The 15,401-nt window shown below is 43.6% G+C and carries 12 protein-coding genes; 11 read left to right on the forward strand and 1 reads right to left on the reverse strand.

What is annotated here, in order from left to right; translation table 11 throughout:
- Window positions 1–5: 5 nt before the first annotated feature.
- The 9 genes from ABDD94_RS13000 to ABDD94_RS13040 all read left to right on the forward strand — a co-directional run bounded on the left by ABDD94_RS13000 (window position 6) and on the right by ABDD94_RS13040 (window position 10,282).
- Entirely contained in the window at window positions 6–746 is a 741-nt protein-coding gene (locus tag ABDD94_RS13000; protein WP_345952606.1) for a metallophosphoesterase, read from the forward strand.
- A gap of 94 nt (window positions 747–840) precedes the next feature.
- Window positions 841–1,158, forward strand: a complete 318-nt coding sequence (locus ABDD94_RS13005) for a glycine zipper domain-containing protein (protein WP_345952607.1) — start codon at window positions 841–843, stop codon at window positions 1,156–1,158.
- Window positions 1,159–1,278: 120 nt separating this feature from the next.
- Window positions 1,279–1,851 carry an NUDIX domain-containing protein gene (locus ABDD94_RS13010; RefSeq protein WP_345952608.1) on the forward strand — a complete coding sequence of 191 codons (573 nt, stop codon included), beginning with the start codon at window positions 1,279–1,281 and terminating at the stop codon, window positions 1,849–1,851.
- A 91-nt stretch (window positions 1,852–1,942) separates the two neighbouring features.
- Window positions 1,943–3,187, forward strand: coding sequence for a BamA/TamA family outer membrane protein (locus tag ABDD94_RS13015; RefSeq protein WP_345952609.1), 1,245 nt, complete (start codon window positions 1,943–1,945; stop codon window positions 3,185–3,187).
- 102 nt (window positions 3,188–3,289) lie between these two features.
- Window positions 3,290–4,384, forward strand: a complete 1,095-nt coding sequence (locus ABDD94_RS13020; RefSeq protein ID WP_345952610.1) for an endo-1,4-beta-xylanase — start codon at window positions 3,290–3,292, stop codon at window positions 4,382–4,384.
- Between the two features lie 20 nt (window positions 4,385–4,404).
- Window positions 4,405–7,302 (forward strand): glycosyl hydrolase 115 family protein, encoded by a 2,898-nt coding sequence (locus ABDD94_RS13025; RefSeq protein ID WP_345952611.1) that lies wholly within the window; start codon window positions 4,405–4,407, stop codon window positions 7,300–7,302.
- A 283-nt stretch (window positions 7,303–7,585) separates the two neighbouring features.
- The gene (fsa, locus tag ABDD94_RS13030) at window positions 7,586–8,263 is read left to right on the forward strand and encodes a fructose-6-phosphate aldolase (protein WP_345951650.1); all 678 of its coding nucleotides are present in this window, start codon (window positions 7,586–7,588) and stop codon (window positions 8,261–8,263) included.
- 122 nt (window positions 8,264–8,385) lie between these two features.
- The gene (locus ABDD94_RS13035; protein ID WP_345952612.1) at window positions 8,386–9,231 is read left to right on the forward strand and encodes a transketolase; all 846 of its coding nucleotides are present in this window, start codon (window positions 8,386–8,388) and stop codon (window positions 9,229–9,231) included.
- Between the two features lie 94 nt (window positions 9,232–9,325).
- Window positions 9,326–10,282 carry a transketolase C-terminal domain-containing protein gene (locus tag ABDD94_RS13040; RefSeq protein WP_345952613.1) on the forward strand — a complete coding sequence of 319 codons (957 nt, stop codon included), beginning with the start codon at window positions 9,326–9,328 and terminating at the stop codon, window positions 10,280–10,282.
- Window positions 10,283–10,405: 123 nt separating this feature from the next.
- On the opposite strand, the gene uxuA is transcribed toward ABDD94_RS13040, so the two are convergent.
- Window positions 10,406–11,602: a mannonate dehydratase gene (uxuA, locus tag ABDD94_RS13045; RefSeq protein ID WP_345952614.1), complete on the reverse strand. Its 1,197-nt coding sequence runs from the start codon at window positions 11,600–11,602 to the stop codon at window positions 10,406–10,408.
- Between the two features lie 468 nt (window positions 11,603–12,070).
- Between uxuA and ABDD94_RS13050 the strand changes: the two genes are divergently transcribed.
- On the forward strand, window positions 12,071–13,129 hold the full coding sequence (locus ABDD94_RS13050; protein WP_345952615.1) for a LacI family DNA-binding transcriptional regulator: 1,059 nt from the start codon (window positions 12,071–12,073) through the stop codon (window positions 13,127–13,129).
- Between the two features lie 4 nt (window positions 13,130–13,133).
- A complete protein-coding gene (locus tag ABDD94_RS13055; RefSeq protein WP_345952616.1) occupies window positions 13,134–15,299 on the forward strand; it encodes an alpha-glucuronidase family glycosyl hydrolase in 2,166 nt (721 codons plus the stop codon).
- Window positions 15,300–15,401: the final 102 nt, after the last annotated feature.

The raw sequence follows: 15,401 nt of genomic DNA on the forward strand, positions 1-15,401 counted from the left end.
ACTTTATGGAAGAGCATAAAATAACCCGCATAGCTGCTGTTGGCGACATCCACGTTAAAGAAACAGACCACGGCAAATGGGTAGACTATTTTAAGGAGGTATCAACCAACGCCGACGTACTGCTTATTTGCGGCGACCTTACCGATACAGGGGACGAAGACGAAGCTCAGATATTAGCTAACGAGCTTAGGGCCTGCACCATTCCGGTGATTTGTGTGTTAGGCAATCATGACTATGAAAAGGGCCGTCATAAATTGATACGGCAGGCCATACAAAATCATAATGTACATGTGCTTGATGGCGAAGCCATTGTTATTGGTGGTATTGGATTTGCCGGCGTAAAAGGCTTTGGCGGCGGATTTGACCGCTATTTGCTTACTATGTTTGGCGAGGATGCAAACAAGGCTTATGTGCAAGAGTCTGTAGACGAGGCTTTGCACTTGGAGCGCGCTTTGCAAAAATTAGACTCAGACCACCAGGTCGACAAAAAAATAGCTGTTTTACACTATTCGCCAATTAAGGCGACCGTAGTAGGCGAACCGGAGGAGATTTTTCCCTTCTTAGGTTCATCGCGGTTGGCAGAGACGCTTATACGTAATAATGTAGCGGCTGCCTTTCATGGGCATGCTCACGCTGGAACCCTCGAAGGACAGATTAACAACATCAATATCAAAGTTTTTAACGTTGCTAAACCTGTTTTAGTTAAAGCTGGTTACTCGTGTCCATACTACTTATTTGAGGTATAAAATAATCTGCTGTTTTGTGCAGACCACTTTAAAATTAAACCTTGGCTTACAGTTTGCATCATATATATACAAGAGATACTTAATAAATACACTTATGAAAAAGACCATTTTGTTATTCGGATTGATATTCACTTTTATAATTAGCGCTGCTAATGTTTCTTTCGCTCAACAAAAGAAAGGCATGAGCTCGCAAGCTAAAGGTGCCTTGATAGGTGGTGCAGGTGGTGCGGTTGCTGGTACCCTGATAGGTCATAATGTTAAAGGTGCGCTGATAGGTGGTGCCATTGGTGCTGGCGGTGGATACATTATAGGCAATGAACACCGTCGTAATGAAGAAAAAAGAAAGCGGGCTTACTATCGTGCTCATCACACCAAAAAACAGTACTACAAAAAATACGGAACTTACAAATAATCTGGTAACCAACAAAAACTTCAAAAGCTATCATCAGTTAGATGATAGCTTTTTTTGTGCATAACATGCCGTTGTTGAAACTTAAAGTATAGCACCTCTGTTTTTATTTAAATTTTTACCATGACAGCGATTCAAATTATTAACAGGGAAAAACTATCAGAACGCAAATTTTTGCTAGAAAACGTTGACTATAAAAAGCCAGATAACAGCGGAAAGCTGATAGATATGAAGGCCGAAGTGTATCACAGGCCTGATGCAGCGGCTGTACTACTCTATAACGCAGCGCAGCAAAAATTCCTCTTCACTAAACAGTTTCGATTACCTACTTTTTTAAATAATAACGAAACCGGCTACTTGGTAGAAGCTTGTGCCGGATTGATTGACGAGGGTGAAACCCCGGAATACACAGCAATACGCGAGGCCGAAGAAGAATTAGGCTGCAAAGTGACCAACTTAAAAAGGGTTGGTGGCGTATACACATCAGCCGGTGGCATTACAGAGTTTGTGCATCTGTTTATAGCGCCATATAATGACAACGACGAGCGCGGCGATGGCGGTGGCTTACCTGATGAAGGCGAAGCAATACAAATAACAGAAATGACTTATGAGGAAGCACGCGACTCGCTCAGAGAAGGAAAATTAAATGACGCAAAAACTGTCATGCTATTGCAATATTACTTTTTATTTTGTTAATTACAATCAATTAAACAATCGGCAACATCAGTTACTTTATGCACATAAACTGCAACTGGCTTATTTCAATTACTGCTGCTTCAATTAGGGGATGATAAAAACGTACTTAATTATATCAGCGTTATGTTTTTTTATACCAGGAGCATTAATTGCACAGGATACCGCTATGGTGTCTACGTTTAAACAAGTACGTACCGATACAACAGGCCAAAAGGATCTACTTGATGTTTTTAAAGCTGTTTTCAAGCCAAAAACCAGATCTTCAGTAAGCCTCAACCCGGCACAAGACAAAGTATTCTTCTCATTCCTGCCAACAGCATCAACAATACCCGATGGGGGTGGCAAAATGTTTATCACCTCCACTACAGCTGGCTTTTATCTAGGCGATCAGCAAACAACCAATTTATCGAGCTTTACGTTCACTCCATATTTTAATTTTAAAGGTCGATTTGGTTTGCCGTTACGTTCCAGTATATGGTTTAAAAACAATCAGTGGTTTTTATCGGGCGATACCCGGTTTATGGTTTATCCACAAGATACATGGGGACTTGGCGGTAACCAGCCCGAAGAAAACCGCATGCGGGTTGATTACAAATACGTAAGGTTTTACCAGAGTTTGTTGCGGCGCGTTACCTCCTACTTTTTTGCGGGTGTAGGTTATAACATGGATTACCACATGCGTATTAAAACGCGGCAGGAGGGCACCAATCTTCAAGACCTGTCAGACTATGCCTTCGGGACGGAATATGGTCAAAACTCACTCTCCTCCGGCATATCGCTTAACTTGCTTTACGATACCCGTAACAATTCCATCAACTCTTTGCCGGGTTGTTATTCTAATCTGGTTTATAGGTTAAATACGCCGGTTTTGGGTAGCAACCGGGTATGGCATTCCTTGTATGCGGACATGCGCAAATACATATCTTTGAGTCCGCATAACACTACGCGGCAAAATACCCTGGCCTTATGGACCTATTATTGGACTACGCTTGACAGGGGAGCGCCTTATTTAAGCTTGCCCAGTATTGGCTGGGACCTTTACAACCGCTCGGGCCGGGGCATTGAACAAAATCGTTACCGTGGGCAAAGCTTATGGTATACCGAAGCTGAATATCGCCGCAGTATAACACGCAATGGTCTTTTAGGCTTTGTATTATTTGCCAATATGACCACTGTTAGCGAACCCGATACAAGGCAGTTTAATTATTTCCATCCTGCTGGCGGCGGCGGTTTGCGTATCAAATTTAATAAGGCATCCAACACCAATATCGCTATCGATTACGGATTCAGCAAAGGATATTCATCAATCAGGCTAAATTTAGGAGAAGCCTTTTAATCCCAATTATTGTCTTTATCAAGTTGCAAAATTGTTTCTAACCGTTATATTTGCAATCGATTGCATTCCTATCGGTAAAACACCATTTATAAACATCCATTCATGAAAATAAGGCTTACAGCATTGCTGTTAACTGGCAGCATGGCATTACAAATAGCTCAGGCTCAAACTACCGCAGGCACTAAGGTGGGTAAAGGCTTAAAAGATTATTATAAAAACTACTTCCCTATAGGTGTTGCTGTTGCCCCCCGCCATTTGCAGGGAGATGAGGGCAAATTTATACTGCAACAGTTCAACAGTGTTACGCCTGAGAACGCCATGAAAATGGGACCTATCCATCCTCAAGAGGACCGCTATTTTTGGCGTGATGCCGATTCCATAGTAAATTTTGCGCAGAAACATGGGCTGCGGGTGCGTGGTCATAACTTATGCTGGCACGAACAGACACCTAATTGGCTGTTTAAAGACAGTACAGGCAAACAAGTGAGTAAAAAATTACTTCTTAAACGATTACACGACCATATTTTTACAGTAGTTAACCGATACAAAGGAAAGATTTACGCGTGGGATGTAGTTAATGAGGCCATTGATGATGATCCGAAAAACTTCCTTCGCAATTCCCTATGGTATCAGATATGCGGAGAAGATTTTATTGTGAAAGCCTTTGAGTATGCGCATGAGGCAGATCCGAAAGCAGTGCTTTTTTATAATGATTATAATACTGAACGCCCTGAGAAAACGAAGCGTGTATATAAACTGCTCAAAAAACTGGTTGATGCTAAAGTTCCGGTTCAAGCAGTAGGCTTGCAGGCGCACTGGTCGTTACAGGAACCATCTGCAACAGAACTCCGCAATACAATACAAAAGTTTGCATCATTAGGTCTTAAGGTACAGATAACTGAGCTCGACGTATCAATATATCCTTGGGAAAAAGAACGCCGCCCACTACGCCCAGGCGAAAAAGGCGAATTAACGCCCGATTTGGAGCAAAAACAAATAGCTAAGTATAAAGAGGTTTTTGAGGTACTGCGCCAGTATAAAAGGGTTATAACCGGTGTTACCTTCTGGAATGTGTCTGACCGCTACACCTGGCTTGACGAATACCCTGTACGTGGCCGCAAAAACTTCCCGTTACTATTTGATGCCAATCTGCTCCCTAAAAAAGCATACTATGAGGTAATAAACTTCAAAAAATAATTTCCTTATCTGCGTTAACAATGAAGAACTCCTCGCCTATCAGTCTATTCGTTTCTTTTAAACGACTAGCAGCCATATTTATCGTCATGGTAATCTGTGCGCAACAGGCCAATGCTACACATGATGATAGTTACGTTAGTGCTAAGCCCGTTGCTAATAGCTTTGCATTAAGTGCAGCGGGTAAATCGGCGCCTTTATGGGTTAGCACCGATGATTATGCTGGCGTTATACGTGCCGTAAAAGATTTGCAAAATGACATTGATGCTGTGACGCATCAAAAACCCCACTTACTAAACGGCACAGCAGCAGGCAAGCAACTGGTTATCATAGGCACTATTGGCAAAAGCACGGTTATAGATCAGCTTATAAAAAACAAAAAGATAAACGTAAGCGGTGTTACCGGCAAATGGGAAACTTTCGTGTTACAGACGGTAAGCAAGCCTATGCCGGGGGTAGACCAAGCATTGGTAATTGCGGGCAGCGATAAACGTGGCACCATATATGGCGTGTATGACTTATCTGCCCGTATTGGTGTATCACCCTGGTACTGGTGGGCTGATGTACCGATTAGGGAGCAGAAAAGTTTGTATATAATACCCGGCCGTTACACCCAGGGCGAACCCACGGTTAAGTATCGGGGCATATTTATTAACGATGAAGCACCCGCTTTTTCGGGCTGGACCAAAGAGAAGTTTGGCGGCGTAAATAGTAAAATGTACGCCAAAATGTTTGAGCTTATTTTGCGTATGAAAGGAAATTACCTTTGGCCTGCCATGTGGGGCAATGCCTTCAATGTGGATGATCCAGCTAACCGGGCCACTGCCGATGAGTATGGCATTGTGATGGGAACCTCACACCATGAGCCTATGGACCGTGCCCAACAGGAATGGAAAATTTATGGCAAAGGTGAGTGGAATTACAATACCAACGGTGATGTTTTGCGAGACTTTTGGCGCAAAGGCATTGAAAACATGGGCACTGCCGAAACCATTGTTACCGTAGGTATGCGTGGCGATGGTGACATGGCCATGGAGCAAGGCACTAACATTGCCTTGCTCGAAAAAATTGTAGCCGATCAGCGTAAAATTATAGCTGATGTGACTAAGAAGCCGGCCGATCAGACACCGCAAATGTGGGCGCTGTATAAGGAGGTGCAAGACTATTATGACAAGGGTATGCGCGTGCCAGATGACGTTACCTTACTGCTTTGCGACGACAATTGGGGAAACATACGTAAGTTACCCAAGCTTGGCGAAAAGCCCCGTAAAGGCGGTTATGGCATTTATTATCATTATGATTATGTGGGCGGTCCGCGCAATTATAAATGGCTTAATACAAATCCTATTGTTAAGGTTTGGGAACAAATGCACCTAGCATATGAGTACAATGCCCGGCAGGTATGGATTGTAAACGTAGGTGATCTTAAGCCTATGGAGTTTCCGCTAGAGTTCTTTCTGGATTATGCCTGGAATCCTAACAAATGGCCTGTTAACCGTGTGCAGGAATATACCCGCTTATGGGCCTTGCAACAATTTGGACCTGAACGTGCCAGCGAAATAGCCAGTATCATTAGCAGGTACACTAAATACAACGGGCGTCGTAAACCCGAATTACTCAATCAAAACACTTACAGCATCACTAATTATAGCGAGTTTGAGAATGTTGTAAATGATTATAACCAGCTGCAAGCACAAGCAGAAGAATTGTACAAAAAAATGCCTGCTGCTTACAAAGATGCTTATTATCAACTGGTATTACACCCTGTACAAGCCTGTTCAAATTTGAATGAGATGTATTACAACGCTGCATTAAACAAGTGGTATACCCAGCAAGGCCGGGCAGCAGCTAATGATAAGGCCGCTGCTGTTAAAACGCTGTTTGCTAAAGATGCCGAGATATCTAAATACTACAATACACAATTGGCTGGTGGCAAATGGAACCATATGATGGATCAAACACACATTGGTTATACATACTGGCAGCAACCACCGGTAGACAAAATGCCGGAGGTAACTGAAATACAATTACCTGCTGCACCTTCAATGGGTGTTGCGGTCGAAGGTTCAACGGCTTGGTGGCCTCAGGAAACCCATGAGGCTGTACTGCCTGAATTTAATAAGCACCAAAAGTCGCCATACTATATCGAAGTGTTCAATCGTGGGCAGTCATCATTCAAGTTTACAACACAAACTGCACCGTGGGTAACCGTAACACCGGCAAATGGTTTAGTAAGCAAACAACAACGTATTTTGGTAAATGTAAATTGGGCAAAAGTGCCGGCTGGTTCGCAAGTTACGCCAATTACCATTACATCATCAGATGGAAGCAAGGTAGTTGTAAACGCTAACATTTATAACGCGGTTAACAACAAAACTCCAATAAAGGGCTTCGTTGAACACAGCCGCTATGTTTCGATCGAAGCTGTTCATTACACTAAAGCGGTTAGCAGTGCAGCGGCACAATGGCTGGTTCTACCCGATTATGGCCGTACGCTTTCTGCCGTTACAATCTCGCCTTCTACTGCACCCTTGCAAAAGCCTGGTGGTAGTGGTGCGCATTTGCAGTACCAGATCAATACAATTGATACAGGTTTGGCAGACCTTCATGTATACCTTTCTCCTACTATAGATTTTACGGGCAGTAAAAGCTTGCAATATGCTGTGTCTATTGATGACGAGAAGCCACAGGTGTTTCATGTTAACGCAGAAGCCACTCAGCCTTTATGGAACAAAGTGGTTGCCGATGCCATTAACATCCAAACATCACAACACTACCTTAAAAAGCCCGGCGTACACGTGATCAAATTTTGGATGATTAGTCCGGCTGTAGTATTGCAGAAACTTGTACTGGATTTTGATAAAAGTGTTAAGCCAAGTTATTTAGGCCCCCCTGAGAGTTATTATACCACTGCTCAGTAAGAAGCAACTTAAGTACATCGCTGTTGAGTTAGCGAGGTTTTTAAGTTATGCTTATAAAATAATAAATACTTAACTGAAAGTAAGCTCGTGTTGGCGTTTGTACACTTATGCTGAGAAAAGCGCAATCTCTATAAATGTGTATTTGACAATTAAAAATACAATCGATTGCAAAAATATATTAGGTTAGCTTTAAAATTTATTGCATTTTTACCGGGCAGTACAAAATCGGCTCTTTTAAGCTTATTTTTACTAATAGTTCTTCAATTACATACATTAATATATTATGAAATTTTTCATCGACACGGCTAACCTGTCACAAATTAGCGAAGCCCATGATATGGGTATTTTAGACGGGGTAACCACTAATCCTTCCCTAATGGCCAAAGAAGGTATCACAGGCCAAGACAATGTTATTGCACACTACAAAGCCATTTGCGATATTACCGATGGCGACGTTAGCGCCGAGGTTATTTCTACTACTTACAACGAGATGGTTGAAGAAGGCTTGGCCCTTGCTAAACTGCACGAGCGTATTGTAGTAAAAGTGCCGATGATTAAAGATGGTGTAAAAGCTATTAAATACTTTACACAACAGGGTATCAAAACCAATTGTACGCTGGTATTTTCTGCTGGTCAGGCGTTATTGGCTGCAAAAGCCGGTGCCACATATGTATCACCTTTTATTGGCCGTTTGGATGATGTCTCAACCGATGGTTTACAACTTATTGAAGACATTCGTTTAATTTACGATAACTACGGTTACGAAACGCAAATTTTGGCTGCCTCAGTTCGCCATGCTATGCATATTATCAACTGTGCTAAATTAGGTGCCGATGTAATTACCGGTCCATTATCAGCTATTACAGCACTATTGAAACACCCATTAACTGATAATGGTTTGGCTCAGTTCCTTGCCGACCATGCCAAAGCAGCCGCTGCTGGCGTTCCCCCGGTTAAGTAATTACCAGTAAATTGTAGTGGTTTAAATAATTGACGATTGGACACGTCCAACCCTCACAACATAGCCTACTTACTGCTTTACTCATCAAATACCCAACAAATCAACTTTTACTATCACAGAGAATGACACAAGATATACAAGAGCTTAAAAGCATTGCCTCACAAGTGCGCCGCGATGTGGTGCGCATGGTGCACGGCTGCCAGAGCGGCCACCCGGGCGGCTCGTTGGGTTGTACCGATTTTTTGGTAGCCCTCTATTTTTCAATAATGAAACACGACCCATCCTTTAATATGGATGGTGAAGGTGAAGATCTTTTCTTTTTATCAAACGGCCATATTTCGCCTGTATTCTATTCAGTTTTATCACATTCCGGTTACTTCGATAAAGCCGAAATGGCCACTTTCCGTAAATTGGATTCACGCTTGCAGGGCCACCCTACTACACACGAAGGATTACCGGGTGTACGCATCGCCTCTGGCTCTTTAGGTCAGGGCTTATCAGTAGGTATCGGCGCGGCGCTTAGTAAAAAACTAAATGGTGATGATCGTTTGGTGTTTACCCTGCACGGTGATGGTGAATTGCAGGAAGGCCAGATTTGGGAAGCTGCCATGTTTGCACCACATAACCGGGTAGATAAAATGATCATGACCATCGATGTAAATGGCCAGCAGATTGATGGCCCTACCAAAGTGGTATTATCATTGGGCGATTTGCATGCTAAGTTCCTGGCTTTTGGCTGGGAAGTTATGGAGATGAAAGGTAATGATATGGCACAGGTTGTTGAAGGCTTACAAAAAGCCATTAGCCTAAGCGGCAAAGGCAAGCCAGTAGTTATATTAATGCAAACTGAGATGGGTGCCGGTGTAGACTTTATGATGGGTAGCCACAAATGGCACGGCGTTGCCCCTAACGATGCCCAACTGGAGCAAGCCTTAAATCAACTGGAAGAAACACTGGGAGACTATTAAGGAAAGAACAGGACTCAAAAACCAAGAGTCACTGCTTGACTTATTTGCTCATTCAACAATTCACTCAATCACTCATTATTTCAATAACTACACTGTGACCAAGTATACATATACAGAAAAAAAAGATACCCGTTCGGGCTTTGGTGCTGGTTTGCTAGAAGCTGGTAAACGTAATCCTAAAGTGGTTGCCTTGTGCGCCGACCTTGTAGGTTCGCTTAAAATGCAAGATTTTATCAATGCTTTTCCTGAACGCTTTGTACAGGTAGGTATTGCCGAAGCCAATATGATGGGCATTGCTGCCGGTTTAACCATTGGTGGCCATGTACCTTTTACCGGCACGTTTGCCAACTTTTCGACAGGCCGCGTTTATGATCAAATCCGCCAGTCTATTGCGTATTCTGATAAGAACGTAAAAATTTGTGCCTCTCACGCCGGCTTAACCCTGGGCGAAGATGGCGCTACCCACCAAATATTGGAAGACTTGGGTATGATGAAAATGCTGCCGGGTATGACCGTTATCAACCCGTGCGATTATAACCAAACCAAAGCTGCCACTATTGCCATTGCTGAGCATCATGGCCCGGTTTACCTGCGTTTTGGCCGCCCGGTAGTCCCTATCTTCACCCCTGCCGATCAGGTTTTTGAGATAGGTAAAGCATGGATGGTAAGCGAAGGTACCGATGTTACCATTATTGCAACCGGCCACCTGGTATGGGAAGCCATACAAGCCGGCGAGCAACTGGAAGCTATGGGTATTTCTGCTGAAGTAATCAACATTCATACTATTAAACCGCTGGACGAAGAAGCCATCCTTAAATCGGTAAGCAAAACACGTTGCGTGGTAACTGCCGAAGAGCATAACCGTTTAGGTGGTCTGGGCGACTCGGTAGCACAGGTACTTGTTAAAAACATCCCCGTACCACAAGAGTATGTAGCTGTTAACGATTCATTCGGCGAGTCGGGTACGCCTGAGCAACTGATGGAAAAGTATAAGCTAAATGCTCCTGCTATTGTAGCAGCTGCGCAAAAAGCTATACAGCGTAAAGGATAATCATTTACAAAATACGTAAACCCCCAAGGCCGTCACAATACTGATGGCCTTGGGGGTTTATAATTAGCCGTTTTTTTCAGGTTAACCCAGGCGTTGTCGACCGGCTGAGTGAATCACCGACTGTTAATCTGCAAATAACGTACGTTTAATACCCATCTCCAGTCCGCGCAGCTCGGCCAGCCCTTTTAAGCGGCCAATAACTGAATATCCGGGATACGTATTGTAATTGTAATCGTCGAGTAATTTGTGACCATGATCCGGGCGCATAGGCATGGCAACATCCGTACGGCCGCTGTCGAGGCGCTTCTTTTGTTCCAGTATAATGTTCTTCATTACCGCATACATATCCGTGCTACCCTCCAGATGATCGGCTTCATAAAAGCTGCCGTCTGCCTCGCGTTGCACATTGCGCAGATGCAGAAAATGAAAATGCTCACCCAAACGGGTCACAATACCAGGCAAATCATTGGCTGGATTAGCGCCTAAAGAACCGGTACAAAATGTGAGGCCATTACTTGGCGATGGACAAGCGTTAACAACGTCAACCAAATCCTGCTCAGTAGATACTACACGAGGCAAACCTAAGATAGAGAATGGTGGATCGTCTGGATGCACACACATCTTAACGCCCAGTTTTTCAGCATCAGGGATAATAGCTTTTAAAAAGTAGGCCATGTGCTGCTTTAATACTTGCGAATCTATGTGTTCATATTTTTTAAGATACACCTTAAATTCATCAATCGTAAACACATCGTCGGTACCGGGCAAACCGGCCATTATGATATTGGTAAGCTTGGTTTTTTCCTCTGCGCTTAAGCTGTCGAAATACTTTTTAGCTGCTTCTTGCTGGGCGGGTGTAAACTCCTGGTAGGCTTCGGGCCGCTGTAATATGAAAAGATCAAACGCGGCAAGTGCAGGTGCATCATAGCGTAAGGCGGATGCATTGTTTGGTAAACGATAATCAAGGTTGGTACGTGTCCAATCCAGCACGGGCATAAAATTGTAGCACACTGTACTCAGGCCGGCCTCAGCCAGGTTTTTAAGCGTTTTGATATACTTGTCAATATATTCATCTCGTTCGGCACTGGCTATGCGGATACTCTCATGTATATTCACACTTTCCACCACCGACCAGCGCAAACCCGCTGCTTCAATTTCAGCTTTACGTTTATTGATTTCTTCCAGGCTCCACTCCTCGCCTGCAGGTATATGATGCAGCGCATTTACAATGCCGGTTGCCCCGGTTTGTGTAATGGCTTGTAACGTAACCGGATCAGACGGACCAAACCAGCGGAAAGTTTGTTCAAGGTTGTTTATCATATTTCTTTAAATTATCAGACCCGTATGAAATCACTAATCTATTTTCCGAACCACAGCAAGGTAGCTTTCTAAAATGCTTGCCGAAAATATTTTTCCTTCCTATTTGTAAACATAGCAACTACCAGCAAAATGCCACTGCCGATTTTAACAAGCCTGTTAAATAATTACTTATAAGACGCATTGCTACTGACCAGTGACTGGTAAGTATCCTAACAGAACAAGGCGCAATTTACAATGCAGAACGTAATTTGTGTTTCGGTTTTTAAAACTGCAAACATTTATTTACAATTGCAATCGATTGTATTGATTATTTTGTACTTTCGCTAATAGCGTTTCAATAACGCGAAAACCAATTTAATGATTAACTAATTTTCAGACAACAAACGGCTTAATGTGGGGAGACCTTGTGAATGCTAACGGTGCTTATTGAGTATTAAATGACAATTAATAGCTATTAATACTAACTTTATGCTGTTAAACACTGATACTGACATGAGTAATCCGGAAAAAGAAGTTACTATATACGACATAGCTAAAAAATTAAATATATCGGCCGCTACAGTTAGCCGTGGTTTGATGGATCATCCATCGGTAAACATCAACACCAAACAAAGGGTACTGGAGGCCGCTCAAAGTATGGGTTACCGGTCTAATCACTTAGCAAGTAACCTGCGGAAGAAGAAGAGTAACATTGTAGGAATAATTGTGGGTAACCTTAACAGTAGCTTTATGTCGAATGTAATTTCGGGTGTTGAAAAAGTACTGAGCGATGCAGGCTATAACCTGATCATTAGCCAATCGCTGGATAATATTGCCAAAGAGGTAAATATTGCTCAAGCAATGTATAACAACCGTGTTGATGGTTTGCTGGTATCACTGGCTTATGATACTGAGAATGCAGATCACTTTGAGAGCTTTGTTAAGCGAGGTATTCCACTGGTTTATTTTGATCGTGTATGGCCCCACCCACAGTGCCCGGGTATTGAAATTGATAACGTTAAGGCGGCTTATGAAATTACGGAACACTTGATAAATCAAGGTTGCAAACGTATAGCTCACGTTACCGCCTATAAATTAAGTGCCGTGGCGGCCGATCGTTTTAAAGGCTTTAAGCAAGCGCTGGACGACCATAGTATAACTTTTGACGAAGACCTGGTTTTGCTCACGCAGCTTACACTGCAAGCTGGCCGGGAGGCAGCTCATACAATACTGGCTATGCCTGAGCGCCCTGACGGCGTTTTTGTAACGAACGATGCCTGTGCGGTTGCATGTATGCAGGAGCTTAAACGGCATGGTATCCGCATTCCGGAAGATATTGCCTTCGCCGGTTTTAATAATGATACAGAAGCCAGCATTATCGAGCCTAATTTAACTACTGTAAACTACAAGGGGTATGATATGGGCGAAGTGGCTGCAAAAATATTAGTTAACCGATTGCATAATAACAAACACCATGTAGCCGCCGACAACCGACTGATACAAAAGTCTGAGTTGATTATACGCGACTCGTCTCTTAAAAAAAAATAAAACCATGACCAGACCATCTGCCTGCGTTATCCTGTTTCTCTTTTTGTTCAACATCACCAACACTAAAGCCGAAGATGGATATCGCCTGTGGCTGCGTTATGATAAGGTTAAAAGCACCGCTTTATATAACGGCTACCGGCAGTCGGTTAAACAAATAGTGTTTACTGGTTCATCAGCAACTGCACAGGCCGCAAAAAAAGAATTGTTAGATGGCTTGCAGCAAATACTGAATTTGCAACCTGCACAGGTAAGTAACATAACCGCAAATGGAACGCTGATTATTGGCACGCCCAAAAGTTCGAAAGTTATTGCTACTTATAGCCAGGAACTTCATGAGTCGGGCGATGAAGGCTATTTCCTAAAATCAGCAACGATAGCTGGTAAAAGTTGCCTCTTAATTGGCGGCAACACAGATAAAGGTATTTTATACGGCGTATTTAACTTCTTAAGACTGCTGCAAACCGGTCAAAGCCTACAGCAAGTATCCATCAATGAAAGTCCAAAAATTAAGTACCGTTTACTAAATCATTGGGACAACCTCGACCGTACGGTAGAACGAGGGTATGCAGGCTCTTCCATTTGGAAATGGCATAAGCTGCCCGGATATATCGATCCCCGGTATCTTGATTACGCTCGTGCCAATGCTTCTATTGGAATCAATGGTGCAGTAGTTAATAATGTAAATGCAAGTGCGGTATCTTTAACTAAAGACTACCTAATTAAAGCGACAGCATTAGCCAATGTGTTTCGCACTTATGGTATGAAAATTTACCTGACCGCACGTTTCAGTGCGCCTATCGAAATTGGCGGTCTCAAAACTGCAGACCCGCTGGATGCAGGCGTACAAAAATGGTGGAAAGATAAAGCTGATGAGATTTACACGTATATACCCGATTTTGGAGGCTTTATTGTAAAAGCTAATTCCGAAGGCCAGCCCGGCCCGCAAACTTATAACCGAAACCATGTTGATGGTGCCAACATGTTAGCCGATGCCTTAAAACCACATAACGGCATAGTAATGTGGCGCGCGTTTGTCTATGACGATAAGGTGCCGGACGACCGTGCAAAACAGGCTTATAATGAGTTTAAACCGCTCGACGGGCAATTTCGCAGCAATGTTATTGTGCAGGTAAAAAATGGTGCTATTGATTTTCAGCCGCGCGAACCTTTTCATCCACTTTTTGGTGCTATGCGCAAAACGCCGCTTATGATGGAATACCAGGTTACGCAAGAATACTTGGGATTTTCTACTCACCTGGTTTACCTGGCGCCGTTGTTTAAAGAATGTCTTGAATCGGATACCTATGCAAAGGGCAAAGGTTCAACCGTGGCTAAAGTGATAGAAGGGAAAGTAGATAACCATGCACTTACGGGTATGGCCGGTGTAGCAAATATTGGCTCAGATGTGAACTGGACCGGTCATCCTTTTGCCCAGGCTAACTGGTATGCATTCGGCCGCCTGGCCTGGAACCCGGCATTGAGCTCAGATGCGATAGCTGATGAATGGCTGCGCATGACGTTCAGTAACGACAACACCTTCATAGCCCCGGTAAAACGACTCATGCTCAGCTCACGCGAAACTGCGGTTGACTACATGACCCCGTTGGGCTTACACCATATTATGGGCACCGGCGCGCACTATGGCCCAGGGCCGTGGGTTAGCGATTTAAGCCGCCCTGACTGGAACCCTGTGTATTATCACAAAGCCGATTCGGCTGGGGTAGGTTTTGACCGCACCTCAAAAGGCAGCAATGCTGTTGGCCAGTATTTCCCCGAGGTGCGCGAGCAATTTGAGAACATACAGACCACTCCTGAAAAATACATGCTCTGGTTCCATCACGTGAGTTGGAACTATCCTATGCCATCGGGCAGAACCTTGTGGCAGGATTTAGTTCATCATTATTACCGGGGTGTGGATTCTGTTCGCAGCATGCAAAAAACGTGGAGCCTGATGCAAGGCAAAATCGACAATTCGCGTTTTAACGAGGTGAAACAGCTCCTGGCCATACAGGAGCAGGAAGCCGTATTTTGGCGTGATGCCTGCGTGTTATACTTTCAGAGCTTTTCTAAACAACCTATACCTGCCGGTTACGAAAAGCCTGAACATGACCTGGCGTATTACCGCAACAAAAAATATTTCTTTCTGCCTGGCACAGGTGGTGTGCAGTAATACATGAAGGTAAAAGCTAGCAGAACAGGGGTGTTTCATCCAGCGAGAACTCTCCTTTAATAGTTTTTAAGGGACGTTCTGCAAAACCAGTCCCAGCGCGCG

Source organism: Mucilaginibacter sp. PAMB04168 (genome assembly GCF_039634365.2).
Classification (GTDB): domain Bacteria; phylum Bacteroidota; class Bacteroidia; order Sphingobacteriales; family Sphingobacteriaceae; genus Mucilaginibacter.

What these genes read in the sequence shown, in the direction of transcription:
- ABDD94_RS13020 (WP_345952610.1), top strand. Translation starts at nt 3,290, where the DNA reads ATGAAAATAAGGCTTACAGCATTGCTGTTAACTGGCAGCATGGCATTA.
- ABDD94_RS13025 (WP_345952611.1), top strand. Translation starts at nt 4,405, where the DNA reads ATGAAGAACTCCTCGCCTATCAGTCTATTCGTTTCTTTTAAACGACTA.
- fsa (WP_345951650.1), top strand. Translation starts at nt 7,586, where the DNA reads ATGAAATTTTTCATCGACACGGCTAACCTGTCACAAATTAGCGAAGCC.
- ABDD94_RS13010 (WP_345952608.1), top strand. Translation starts at nt 1,279, where the DNA reads ATGACAGCGATTCAAATTATTAACAGGGAAAAACTATCAGAACGCAAA.
- ABDD94_RS13005 (WP_345952607.1), top strand. Translation starts at nt 841, where the DNA reads ATGAAAAAGACCATTTTGTTATTCGGATTGATATTCACTTTTATAATT.
- ABDD94_RS13035 (WP_345952612.1), top strand. Translation starts at nt 8,386, where the DNA reads ATGACACAAGATATACAAGAGCTTAAAAGCATTGCCTCACAAGTGCGC.
- uxuA (WP_345952614.1), bottom strand. Translation starts at nt 11,602, where the DNA reads ATGATAAACAACCTTGAACAAACTTTCCGCTGGTTTGGTCCGTCTGAT.
- ABDD94_RS13055 (WP_345952616.1), top strand. Translation starts at nt 13,134, where the DNA reads ATGACCAGACCATCTGCCTGCGTTATCCTGTTTCTCTTTTTGTTCAAC.
- ABDD94_RS13000 (WP_345952606.1), top strand. Translation starts at nt 6, where the DNA reads ATGGAAGAGCATAAAATAACCCGCATAGCTGCTGTTGGCGACATCCAC.
- ABDD94_RS13015 (WP_345952609.1), top strand. Translation starts at nt 1,943, where the DNA reads ATGATAAAAACGTACTTAATTATATCAGCGTTATGTTTTTTTATACCA.
- ABDD94_RS13050 (WP_345952615.1), top strand. Translation starts at nt 12,071, where the DNA reads ATGCTGTTAAACACTGATACTGACATGAGTAATCCGGAAAAAGAAGTT.